Annotated in this window: 8 protein-coding genes and 1 pseudogene; 4 read left to right on the forward strand and 5 right to left on the reverse strand. The window is 65.0% G+C overall.

Annotation, left to right across the window (positions count from 1 at the left end):
• Nucleotides 1–87: 87 nt before the first annotated feature.
• The 3 genes from sugE to PSOLE_RS14965 all read right to left on the reverse strand — a co-directional run bounded on the left by sugE (nt 88) and on the right by PSOLE_RS14965 (nt 2,508).
• Complete coding sequence (gene sugE / locus PSOLE_RS14955) at nt 88–402, reverse strand: quaternary ammonium compound efflux SMR transporter SugE (RefSeq protein ID WP_017362132.1); 315 nt, start codon at nt 400–402, stop codon at nt 88–90.
• 141 nt (nt 403–543) lie between these two features.
• Nucleotides 544–1,491, reverse strand: coding sequence for a bile acid:sodium symporter family protein (locus PSOLE_RS14960; protein ID WP_074858537.1), 948 nt, complete (start codon nt 1,489–1,491; stop codon nt 544–546).
• Between the two features lie 147 nt (nt 1,492–1,638).
• Nucleotides 1,639–2,508, reverse strand: a complete 870-nt coding sequence (locus PSOLE_RS14965) for a MurR/RpiR family transcriptional regulator (protein WP_074858535.1) — start codon at nt 2,506–2,508, stop codon at nt 1,639–1,641.
• Between the two features lie 203 nt (nt 2,509–2,711).
• Between PSOLE_RS14965 and zwf the strand changes: the two genes are divergently transcribed.
• The 4 genes and pseudogenes from zwf (at nt 2,712) to PSOLE_RS14985 (ending at nt 7,617) form a co-directional block, all read left to right on the forward strand.
• Nucleotides 2,712–4,181, forward strand: a complete 1,470-nt coding sequence (gene zwf, locus PSOLE_RS14970; protein WP_003462188.1) for a glucose-6-phosphate dehydrogenase — start codon at nt 2,712–2,714, stop codon at nt 4,179–4,181.
• A complete protein-coding gene (pgl, locus tag PSOLE_RS14975; RefSeq protein ID WP_074858532.1) occupies nt 4,168–4,881 on the forward strand; it encodes a 6-phosphogluconolactonase in 714 nt (237 codons plus the stop codon). Before zwf ends, pgl begins: the two co-directional genes overlap by 14 nt.
• A 1-nt stretch (nt 4,882) precedes the next feature.
• Nucleotides 4,883–5,554 carry a bifunctional 4-hydroxy-2-oxoglutarate aldolase/2-dehydro-3-deoxy-phosphogluconate aldolase gene (locus PSOLE_RS14980; protein WP_074858530.1) on the forward strand — a complete coding sequence of 224 codons (672 nt, stop codon included), beginning with the start codon at nt 4,883–4,885 and terminating at the stop codon, nt 5,552–5,554.
• A gap of 141 nt (nt 5,555–5,695) precedes the next feature.
• Nucleotides 5,696–7,617, forward strand: a pseudogene (locus PSOLE_RS14985) (methyl-accepting chemotaxis protein).
• 78 nt (nt 7,618–7,695) lie between these two features.
• On the opposite strand, the gene ggpS reads toward PSOLE_RS14985, so the two are convergent.
• Entirely contained in the window at nt 7,696–9,954 is a 2,259-nt protein-coding gene (gene ggpS / locus PSOLE_RS14990) for a glucosylglycerol-phosphate synthase (RefSeq protein ID WP_074858527.1), read from the reverse strand.
• A gap of 117 nt (nt 9,955–10,071) precedes the next feature.
• Entirely contained in the window at nt 10,072–11,328 is a 1,257-nt protein-coding gene (locus PSOLE_RS14995) for an MFS transporter (RefSeq protein WP_074858524.1), read from the reverse strand.
• Nucleotides 11,329–11,449: the final 121 nt, after the last annotated feature.

Here is an 11,449-nt window from a genome sequence, read left to right on the forward strand (position 1 = left end):
CCTGCTTCGCTCTACCTCCTGCATCCCTGCAGTTGCAGCCGCGATTCGCCGCTAAAGCGCCTCCCACGAAGCTGGATTCCGGCTTTTTCAGTGGCTCAGCTTGAGACCGATCAGCCCGCAGACGATCAGCGCGACGCTGGCCAGGCGCAGCAGCGCCATGGATTCGCCGAACAGGATGATGCCGGCGATCACCGTGCCCACGGCGCCGACGCCGGTCCAGATGGCGTAGGCGGTACCCAGCGGCAGTTCCTTCATCGCCAGGCCGAGCAGGCCGAGGCTGACCAGCATGGCGCAGACGGTCAGCGCCGTTGGCAAGGGGCGGGTGAAGCCTTCGGTGTATTTCAGGCCGATGGCCCAGCCGACCTCGAACAGGCCGGCGAGAAACAGAATGATCCAGGACATAGTCACCTCCAGTGGCTGAAGGGGCCGTCCCCGGATGAGCCACCCTGGGCTCAGGGTGTGGAGGTCGTCCTCGCGTGCGCCATTATTGTGCACATTGGCGCGTCCGGGGCAAGGCGCCCCGGATTGGTGCGAGATGCTGAGTCAGTCTGCGCTGTGCTTGGCGTTCTGGCCCATGCGGCGGTACAGGGTCGCCAGCAGCGGGCCGGACAGGTTGTGCCAGACGCTGAACAGGGCGCTGGGCACGGCGGCCAGCGGGCTGAAGTGTGCGCTGGCCAACGCGGCACCGAGGCCGGAGTTCTGCATGCCGACTTCGATCGACAGCGTCTTGCGCTGCGCCAGCGACATGCCGAACAGGCGCCCGGCCAGGTAACCCAGGCCCAGGCCGATGCCGTTGTGCAGGATCACCACGGCCATGATCAGCAGGCCGGATTCGGCGATCTTGCCCTGGCTGGCGGCGACGACCGCAGCGACGATGGCGACGATGCTCACCACGGAAATCAGCGGCAGCACCTCCACGGCGGTCTTCACTCGCTCGCCGAGCAGGCGCTGGGCGATCAGACCCAGGGCGATGGGCAGCAGCACCATCTTGAGGATGGAGATGAACATGGCGCTGAACGATACTGGCAGCCATTCCGAGGCCAGCATCCAGATCAGCGCCGGGGTGACCAGCGGGGCGAGCAGGGTGGTGACGGCGGTGATCGACACCGACAGCGCCAGGTCGCCACGGGCGAACCAGGTGATCACGTTGGAGGCAGTGCCGCCCGGGCAGCAGCCGACCAGAATCACGCCCACGGCGATTTCCGGCGGCAGCGCGAATATCTGGCACAGCAGCCAGGCGGTGCTGGGCATGATGATGAACTGGGCCAGTACGCCAAGCAGCACGGCCAGCGGGCGACGGGCGACTTCCTGAAAGTCCGCGCCCTTGAGGGTCAGGCCCATGCCGAACATGATCAGTCCGAGCAGCGGCACGATCCAGGCGGTCAGTGGCAGGAACCAGCTGGGCTGGAAGAATGCCATGACGGCGAACAGCAACACCCAGACGGCGAAGGTGTTGCCGATGAAACGGCTGAGGGCGATCAGTGCTTGCATGGCAGATTTCCTGGCAGGTTCGGAAAAGCCGGCAAGCCTACCAGAAGCGTCCAGCGCAGCAGAACTGTAGGAGCCGGCTTGCCGGCGATGCTTTTCCAAGGAGTGTCGATAGAACCGATCGCCAGCAAGCTGGCTCCTACAAAAGCCCTAGAGCGGCTCTTCGTCCGCCGGGTAGCGGCTGGCGCTGAGGCTTTCCTTGATCTTGCGCAGGTGCGGCTGGAAGTCGACGCCGCGGCGCAGGGTGACGCCGGTGGCGAGCACGTCGAGCACGGTGAGCTGGATGATGCGCGAGGTCATCGGCATGTAGATGTCGGTGTCTTCCGGCAGTGGAATGTCCAGGCTCAGGGTGCTGGCCCTGGCCAGCGGCGAGCCGGCAGCGGTGAGGCCAAGCACCGATGCACCGTTCTCGCGGGCCAGACGCGCCACTTCCACCAGCTCGCGGGTGCGCCCGGTGTAGGAAATGATCACGAACAGATCGCCGGTGTGCGCCACCGAGGCGATCATGCGTTGCATCAGCACGTCGGAATGCGCTGACACCGCCAGGTTGAAGCGAAAGAACTTGTGTTGCGCGTCGAGCGCCACCGAGGCCGAGGCGCCGAGGCCGAAGAAATGGATCTGCCGCGCCTGGATCAGCAGGTCGACGGCGCGGCTGATGTGCTGCGGGTCGAGGCTCTGGCAGGCGCTGTCCAGCGAGGCGATGGTGCTGCCGAAGATCTTGCGCGTGTAGGCCTCGGGGCCGTCGTCGGCCGATACCGCACGGCTGACGTAGGCGGCGCCGCTGGCCAGGCTCTGCGCCAGCTGCATCTTCAGTTCCGGGTAGCCGTTGGCACCGAAGGAGCGGCAGAAACGGTTGACCGTCGGCTCGCTGACACCCGCCGCCTGGGCCAGTGCGGCGATGCTGAAGCGCGTGGCCTGCTGCGGGTCGTGCAGGATCACTTCGGCGACCTTGCGTTCGGCCTTGTTCAGGTCGTCCAGGCGGCTCTGGATCTGTTCCAGCAGGTTGCGCACGCGGTCCATAAGGGCTCCTAACAGGCGGTTGAACGGGCTTGGCGACAGGCGATGGGCGGTAAAACAACCGGCCTATCCTACTGATGCCGCCTCAAGGTCACCACTGACTTATCGGATGCAGTGAATGATGTTGTTGCTATCACAACATTTTTCCTTGATAAAAGCAGTATCACCCGGTATTTCTAGTGCATCTTGATAAAAGAACAAACTCCATGCCCGCGATAAAGCTTGAATCCTGCACCTTTGCCTTGTTCGGAGCGCTGGGCGATCTGGCCTTGCGCAAGTTGTTTCCCGCGCTTTACCAGCTTGATCGCGCTGGTTTGCTACACGATGCCACGCGCATTCTCGCCCTGGCCCGTGAAGCGGGCGAGCCGAGCGACCACCTGCGTGCCATCGAGCAGGCGTTGCGCCTGCATGTGCCAGCCAAGGAGCTGACGGAAACCGACATGGCGCGGTTCCTGGCGCGTCTGAGCTACCTGACCATGGACTTTCTCAAGGCCGAGGACTACTCGGCGCTGCTCGAGCAGGTCAGCCCGCAGGATCAGTTGATCGCCTACTTCGCCACGCCAGCCTCGGTATATGGCGGCATCTGCGCCAACCTGGCCGCGGTGGGCCTGGCCGAGCGCTGCCGGGTGGTGCTGGAAAAGCCCATCGGCCACGACCTGGCCTCTTCGCGTGCGGTGAACGATGCGGTGGCGCAGGTGTTCGCGGAGAACCGCGTCTATCGCATCGACCATTACCTGGGCAAGGAGACGGTGCAGAACCTGATCGCCCTGCGCTTCGCCAACAGCCTGTTTGAAACCCAGTGGAACCAGAACCACATCTCCCACGTGGAAATCACCGTGGCCGAGAAGGTCGGCATCGAGGGGCGTTGGGGCTATTTCGACCAGGCCGGCCAGCTGCGCGACATGATCCAGAACCACCTGCTGCAGTTGCTCTGCCTGATCGCCATGGACCCGCCCAGCGACCTGTCCGCCGACAGCATCCGCGACGAGAAGGTCAAGGTGCTCAAGGCTCTGGAGCCGATCAGCGCCGAACAGCTTGGCCAGCGCGTGGTGCGCGGCCAGTACGTGGCCGGCAGCAGCGACGGTCGGCCGGTGCCCGGCTATCTGGAAGAAGAGAATTCCAACACTCAGAGCGACACCGAAACCTTCGTCGCCCTGCGTGCCGACATCCGCAACTGGCGCTGGGCCGGCGTGGCGTTCTACCTGCGCACCGGCAAGCGCATGCCGCAGAAGCTGTCGCAGATCGTCATCCACTTCAAGGCGCCGCCGCACTACATCTTCGCCCCGGAGCAACGCCAGCTGATCGGCAACAAGCTGATCATCCGCCTGCAGCCGGACGAGGGTATCGCCCTGCAGGTGCTGACCAAGGATCAGGGCCTGGACAAGGGCATGCAGCTACGCAGTGGTCCGCTGCAACTGAGTTTTTCCGATACCTACCGCAGCGCGCGCATCCCCGATGCCTACGAACGTCTGCTGCTGGAAGTGATGCGCGGCAACCAGAACCTGTTCGTGCGCAAGGACGAAATCGAATATGCCTGGCAGTGGTGCGATCAGCTGATCGCCGGCTGGAAGCAGCTCGGCGAGGCGCCGAAACCCTATACCGCCGGTAGTTGGGGCCCGATGGCGTCGGTTGCCTTGATCACCCGTGATGGCAGGAGCTGGTATGGCGATCTCTGAACTGCAACTGCCGCCAGGCGTCCGGGCCTGTACGCATGACGCTGCCGGACCAATGGCTCAGGCGCTGGCCGTGCGCGTGGCTGATGCCTTGCGTGAGGCCATCGCCGTTCGCGGTCAGGCGACCCTGGTGGTGTCCGGCGGGCGCAGTCCGGTGTCGTTCTTCGAGGCGCTGGCGCAGCAGGATCTGCCCTGGGCGCAGGTGCGGGTCAGCCTGGCCGACGAGCGTTGGGTGCCGGTCAATCACGCCAGCAGCAACGAGGCGCTGGTGCGCCGTCATCTGCTGCGTGGCGCGGCCTCCGAGGCGAAGTTCCTCGGCCTGTACCGGGTCGCCGGTAGCCTGGAGCAGGCGGCCGAGTTGGCCGATGCGGCCTTTGCCGAACTGCCGCCGATCGACGTGCTGGTGCTCGGCATGGGCGACGACGGCCACACCGCCTCGTTGTTCCCGGACAGCCCCAATCTCGATCTGGCGCTACGCGCCGACTGCTCGCGCCGGGTATTGCCGATGCAGGCGCCGAGCCAGCCCGCACAGCGCCTGACCCTGACCCTGCCGCTGCTGGCCGGCGCGCGCCTGCCGCTGCTTGCGATCCAGGGCCAGGCCAAGCTGGCCACCCTGGCCGAGGCGCTGGCGCCCGGCGAGGTGGCGCGCATGCCGATCCGCGCCTTCCTGCATTCCCCTCTCGAAATCTATTGGTGCCCCTGACATGACCAGCCTCGACCAAGGCCAGCGCGCGCGCATGGCCGACAAAATCGCCGAGATCGACCGCATCTGCGCCCAGGCACGGATCATGCCGGTGATCACCATCGCCCGTGAGGCGGACATCCTGCCGCTGGCCGATGCGCTGGCTGCCGGTGGCCTGCGTGTGCTGGAGGTGACCCTGCGCTCGGAGCACGGCCTGGAGGCGATTCGTCGTCTGCGCGCCGAGCGCCCCGAGCTGTGCGTCGGCGCTGGCACCGTGCTCGACGAGCAGATGCTGGCCGCCGCCACGGATGCTGGGGCGCAGTTCATCGTCACCCCAGGCAGCACCCGCGAGCTGCTGCTGGCCGCGCTGGACAATCCGCTGCCACTGTTGCCGGGCATCAGTAGTGCGTCGGAGATCATGATCGGCTACGCCCTGGGCTATCGCCGCTTCAAGCTGTTCCCCGCCGAGGTGTGCGGCGGGGTGGCGGCGCTCAAGGCGCTGGCCGGGCCGTTCGCTGGCGTGCGGTTTTGCCCGACCGGCGGTATCACCCTGGATAACCTGCAGCGCTACATGGCGCAGCCCAACGTCATGTGTGTCGGCGGTACCTGGATGTTCCAGCGCGAATGGGTGGAAAACAGCGACTGGGCGCGTATCCAGCAATGCAGCGCCGAGGCACTGCAGCTGTTGGACTGAAACGCGTCGCTGCCGATTGTCGGATCGACTTAAAATCTGTGCCGTGTTGGACGCCTGTGACGTCAGGTAATGTCATTGTGCTGGCGTCAATAAAAACAATTCTCCAGCTAAACCTGAAACATCCGCAGTTGGAGAATTTTTATGAACACCTGGTTCGCTAATCTCAGCGTGACCCGCAAGCTTGCTCTCGGCTTCGGCCTGGTGCTGGCGTTGACCCTGGCGCTGGCCTGGACTGCCTGGAGCGGCCTGGGCAGCGTTATCCAGCGCAGCAGCTGGATGAGCGAAATTACGCAACTGAACGCCACGCTGACCAATCTGCGGATCGCCCGTCTGCAGTTCATGCTGGCCAAGGGCGATGCCCCCAGCACCGAGCGTTTGCTGACCAACCTCGACATCTATCTGCAGCAGCAGAAAAAATTGCTCGGCACCTTCACCAATCCAGTGAACGTCAAGCTGCTGCAGGAGCAGGACCGCTATAACCAGGACTACCAGCGCTCTCTGGCCGGCATGCGCGCCGCCTACGCAGTAGCGGCCAAGGTGCGTGATCAGGTCGCTGTCGAAGACCAGCAATTGAGTGAGCTGCTGGCCACGATGCGGCGCAGTATCGAACAGCTGCCGGAATACGACGCCAATCGCTTCCCGCAACTGCAGGCGCTGACCGCTACGCATGGCGAATTGTTGCGCCTGCGCTATCTGCTTGAACGTTATGACAGCGCCCCGATGCCCAAATCGAACAGGCGCTGTCCGAGCGTATCGCCATGGCCCGTGCCAGCCTGGATACCCTGGAGCAGGTTTTTGGTAGCACCCAGCAAGAAGCCGTACGCCGTATCGAGGCGGCCCTGGCGCAGTTCGAGCAGACCGTGCAGGCGTTCAAGGGCGCCACGGCCGATATCGCCCGCACCCGTCAGGAAATGACCGACCAGCAGACCGAGATCGTCCGCATCAGTGACACCCTGTACAAGTTCCAGATCGAGCGTCTGGCCATCGAGAGCGCCGAGGCGCGCACCTGGCAGATCATCGCCGTGCTGCTGGCGCTGCTGTTCGGTGTGTTGGCAGCCTGGCTGATCACGCGCCAGATCACGCGTCCGCTGCAGGACACCCTAGGCGCCGTGCAGCGTATTGCCGATGGCGACCTGACCGAGTCGGCGCGCATCACGCGTCGTGACGAGCTGGGCATGTTGCAGCAGGGCATCGCGCAGATGGCCGGCACCCTGCGAGAGCTGATCAGCGGCATTCGCGATGGCGTGGCGCAGATCGCCAGCGCTGCCGAGCAGCTTTCCGCCGTGACCGAGCAGACCAGCGCGGGTGCCAATCATCAGCGCCAGGAAACCGATCAGGTGGCCACGGCCATGCATGAAATGTCCGCCACCGTGCAGGAAGTGGCGCGCAATGCCGAGCAGGCCTCCGATGCCGCGACCGCTGCCGATGCCGAAGCGCGTCAGGGTGATCAGGTGGTGGCTCAGGTGGTGTCGCAGATCGAGCGTCTGGCTGCCGAAGTGGGGCGTTCCTCCGAGGCCATGACTGGCCTGCAGCAGGAAAGCGACAAGATCGGCAGCGTGATGGACGTGATCAAGTCGGTGGCCGAGCAGACCAACCTGCTGGCGCTCAACGCTGCCATCGAGGCGGCGCGGGCCGGTGAGGCCGGTCGTGGGTTTGCCGTGGTGGCCGATGAAGTGCGCGGCTTGGCCCAGCGTACGCAGAAGTCCACCGAGGAAATCGAAGCGCTGATCGCCGGCTTGCAGAGTGGTACTCAGCAGGTGGCAGCGGCGATGCGCACCAGCCGCGACATCACCGACAGCAGCGTCGAGCTGACCCGCAAGGCCGGTGTGTCGCTGGCCAGCATCACCCAGGCGGTGTCCAACATCCAGTCGATGAACCAGCAGATCGCGGCGGCCGCCGAAGAGCAGAGCGCCGTGGCCGAGGAGATCAGCCGCAGCGTGATCAGCGTGCGTGACATCTCCGAACAAACTGCCAGCGCCAGCGAAGAAACCGCTGCCTCCAGCGCCGAACTGGCCCGTCTGGGCGGTCAGTTGCAGGCCATGGTCAGCCGCTTCCGCGTCTAGGCCTGCAGTCGTGTCGGTGCGCACAGCGCACCCTACTTCGACCGCGTAGGGTGCGCTGTGCGCACCGTCTGGTCGAGCTTAGCTGGCCAGTGTCAGCGACGGCTGTTGTTCCGAGGGCGCCACGCCGGCGAGGACGTCCTCGCCCCAGCGGCGAATGTCGTTGAAGCAGACGATATCGAACAGCTCGCGCAGGCGCGCCTGGGCCTCGCTCTTGGGCAGGTTCAGCGCCAGGTAGCAGGTCTGTGCCAGGTCGGCCGGGTCGTGCGGGTTGGTCAGCAGCGCGCCCTTGAGTTCGGCTGCCGCGCCGGCGAACTCCGACAGCACCAGCACACCACGCCCGCCGAGCAGGCCTTGCGCTGCGACGAACTCCTTGGCCACCAGGTTCAGCCCGTCGCGCAGCGGGGTGATCCACATCACGTCAGCCATGGCGTACCAGGCGCTGACTTCCTCGAAGGGCAGGCTGCGGAAGAAGAACTGCAGTGGTGTCCAGCCAATGCGGGCGAAGCGGCCGTTGATGCGGCCGACCGCCTGCTCGATCTGGCTTTGCAGCTCGTTGTAGACGGTCATCTCCTTGGCCGCCGGTACGCACACGGTGACCAGGGTGACTTTGCCGATCAGCTCGGGGTTGTCGGCCAACAGGCGTTCGTAGGCGTTGAGTTTTTCCAGGATGCCCTTGGTGTAGTCGAGGCGTTCGACCGAGAGGATCAGCTTCACGCCTTTCATCTCTTCGCGTAGCTGGGCCATCAGCTCCTTGATCTTCGGTGCCTCCAATGCATTGCGCACGCGGTCGATATCCAGCCCCACCGGGTGCGCACCCAGTTTGACCTGGCGCGTGCCGGTGTCCAGTTCGGTGGTCATGCGCTCCAGGCCCACGGCGCAGCCGTAAGTGATGAAGCGCGGCGCGCAGTTCTGCCGCTCCAGGGTTTTCAGCGGGAACACGCCACGGGCGACGTCGACGAAGTTTTCCACCTGGCGTGGAATGTGAAAACCGATGTAGTCGCACTGCAACAGGCTGCCGACGATCTGTCGGCGCCACGGCAACACGTTGAACACGTCGGCCGAGGGGAAGTAGGTGTGGTGGAAGAAGGCGATGCGCAGATCCGGGCGCAGCTCGCGCAGGTAGGCCGGCACCATCCACAGGTTGTAGTCGTGCAGCCAGACGATGGCGCCTTCGGCGGCCTCCAGCGCGGTGCGTTCGGCGAAGGCGCGGTTGACCTTGAGGAATACCTGCCAGTCGTCTTCGTTGAAGACGGCGCGCTCCCAGAAAGTGTGCAGGGTCGGCCAGAAGGCTTCCTTGGAGAAGCGCTTGTAGAAAATGTCGACTTCTTCCTTGCTCAGCTTGACCCGCGCGGCGGTGAGCTTGGGATAGCGCTCGGCGTCCACGGTGGTGTGGCTGTCGAACGGTTCGTCGCCGTCCTCGTGCACGGCCCAGGCAACCCAGGAGCCGGGGCGGCCGTCGCCGAAGAAGCTGAGCAGGGTGGGAATGATGCCGTTGGGTGAGGTCGGGCGACGACGTTGCAGCTTGCCGGCCGCGTTGCGGTATTCCTCATAGGGCAGGCGATGATAGACCATCACCAGCTCGGCCTTACCCGGCTGCGCGGCCTGGCGGCGTTCGGCGGCGATACCGTGCTCGCCAAGGAAGCCGAAATGGGCGAAGGCTTCGAGGATGCCGCCGCAGCCCGGACGGTTGGCGTGCAGGGTGCGCGAATGGCTGCGGGTGGCCTCCAGCAGCGCGCTTTCCGACTGGCCGACGCAGACGCCGTGGAAGCTGGCGCTGAGCATGGACAGGTCATTGAGCGTATCGCCGGCGGCCAGCACCTGGTCGTGATCCAGTTCGAGCCAGTCGGCCAGCGCTTGCAGGCTGCTGCCCTTGTTCACGCCCCTGGGCAGAAAGTCCAGGTACAGCTCGGCGGAGTACAGCAGGTCGCAGCCCAGCTCGTTGGCGATCTCGCGCAGCGCCGGGTTGGCCGCCTGCTCGGGTGTGCAGAAGTAGGAGCAGCGCCGCGCCTGCGGCACGTCCTGGCGCTCCAGGCCGAACGCCTCGATGGCGCTGGCCACCTGGCTTTCGCCGGGCCAGCGGGCATCGACCACACTCTGCAGCGGCTGGATCGGCTGCAGGCTGTCGCCATGCACCAGGGTCGCGCCGACGTCGGCGATGATGAAATCCGGCTGCGGCAGCGTTGGGTCGGCCAGCAGCGGCAGTACGGCTTCCAGGCTGCGCCCGGTGACATAGGCGAGCTTGATCTCGGGGTGGGCGGCGATGGTCTGGTAGAGGCTCAGGCGATCTTCGGGGTCGCCAGCGAGAAAGGTTCCATCCAGGTCGGTAGCTAATAGCATCGTTGTTTCTCCAGAAGTGGCCGCTGCGGCGTTGCTCGGTGGCGAGCGGCCGACGGGCCGGGTTTCTGGCTGCTTGGGGTAGGCTCGGGGCCTTGCCGAAACAGCCGGTTCACATCTTCAGGACGCTGGGTTCAGGTCGTCCTCCATCTGTTCGTGCGGCGGCGCATCGGGCATCAGCTCCAATACCGTGGGGCTGGTGCGCAGCATGGGCGTGAAGTGCGCAGCGTCGCCGCTGACCAGATCGCTGACATGGCGCAGCCGGTAAAAGGTGTAGGCGGCCAGCAGGCCGAGGGTGCAAGCGAAGTACAGCGGCAGCGCGCTGGCGCCCAACTGCTCCATCAGCAGACCGGCCAATAGCGGGCCGCACACCGAGCCGATGCCATTGACCATCAGCAAGCTGGCGGAGCCAGAGAGGATCTCGTCGCTGTGCAACTGGTCGATCAGTTGTGCGACGGCGATGGGGTAGATGGCGAAAGCTAGGCCGCCCCAGATGAAGATGGCGCCGAGCAGCAGTGGGCCGGCCGGCAGCAGGCTCATGATCAGCGCCAGGGCGACTGCCAGTATCACCACCCAGAGCAGTACCTGGCGCCGGTCGTGGCGATCCGAGTAGATACCGATGGGCCATTGCAGCAGGGCGCCACCGAGAATGGTCGCGGTCATCAGCAGGCCGACGCCCGGCGTATCGAAACCGGCCAGGCTGGCATAGACCGGCGCCATGCCCCAGAAGCCGCCCATGGCAAGGCCGGAGAGGCCGGCTGCGACTATCGCTAGCGGCGCAATATTCCACAGTTGGCGCAGGTTGCTCGGCGGTGTCTCGGGCAGGCTCGGCTGTGCCTGGCGGGTCAGGGTGATGGGCATCAGCGCGGCGCTAATGAGGATGGCAGCGATGGCGAAGAGGGTGAATTGCACCGGGTCGGCCAGGTGCAGCAGTTGCTGAGCCAGGGCCAGGGCGCCGAGGTTGACCGCCATGTACAGGGCGAACACTTGGCCGCGCTTCTCGTTGGGCGCTTTGGCGTTGAGCCAGCTCTCGATGACCATGTACAGCGTCACCAGCGCCAGACCGTAGAGCACACGCAGCAGCAGCCAGACCCACGGATCGATCAGCAGCAGATGGAGCAGGGCGGCAATGGCAGCCAGGGCGGCGCAGCAGGCGAACGCGCGGATATGTCCGATGCGTCGAACCAGCGGAGTCGCCAGCCAGGTGCCGAGGAGGAACCCGACGAAGTACCCGGACATGATCAGGCCGAGCATCGTGGTGGAGTAGCCTTCGGCGACGCCACGCAGGGTTAGGAGGGTGTTGAGTAGACCATTGCCGAGCAGGAGCAGAGCCACGCCGCTCAGCAACGAGCTGATGGGGGCAATGAGAGACAACATGCAAACCACCCTAGGGGACTATGCCGCTGATGGCAAGCATGAAGCAGGCCAGTGCCTGCCGGGTTGTTTGTTTAAGTTATTGATTTATAAGATTTATTTTTATCGATAAACGGTAGTTGAG

This window comes from Pseudomonas oleovorans subsp. oleovorans (assembly GCF_002197815.1).
GTDB classification, from domain to species: Bacteria; Pseudomonadota; Gammaproteobacteria; order Pseudomonadales; family Pseudomonadaceae; genus Aquipseudomonas; species Aquipseudomonas oleovorans.

Bases quoted from the DNA above. Each gene is read 5' to 3' on its own strand.
- zwf (WP_003462188.1), top strand. From the start codon at position 2,712: ATGCCCGCGATAAAGCTTGAATCCTGCACCTTTGCCTTGTTCGGAGCG.
- sugE (WP_017362132.1), bottom strand. From the start codon at position 402: ATGTCCTGGATCATTCTGTTTCTCGCCGGCCTGTTCGAGGTCGGCTGG.
- pgl (WP_074858532.1), top strand. From the start codon at position 4,168: ATGGCGATCTCTGAACTGCAACTGCCGCCAGGCGTCCGGGCCTGTACG.
- PSOLE_RS14965 (WP_074858535.1), bottom strand. From the start codon at position 2,508: ATGGACCGCGTGCGCAACCTGCTGGAACAGATCCAGAGCCGCCTGGAC.
- PSOLE_RS14980 (WP_074858530.1), top strand. From the start codon at position 4,883: ATGACCAGCCTCGACCAAGGCCAGCGCGCGCGCATGGCCGACAAAATC.
- ggpS (WP_074858527.1), bottom strand. From the start codon at position 9,954: ATGCTATTAGCTACCGACCTGGATGGAACCTTTCTCGCTGGCGACCCC.
- PSOLE_RS14960 (WP_074858537.1), bottom strand. From the start codon at position 1,491: ATGCAAGCACTGATCGCCCTCAGCCGTTTCATCGGCAACACCTTCGCC.
- PSOLE_RS14995 (WP_074858524.1), bottom strand. From the start codon at position 11,328: ATGTTGTCTCTCATTGCCCCCATCAGCTCGTTGCTGAGCGGCGTGGCT.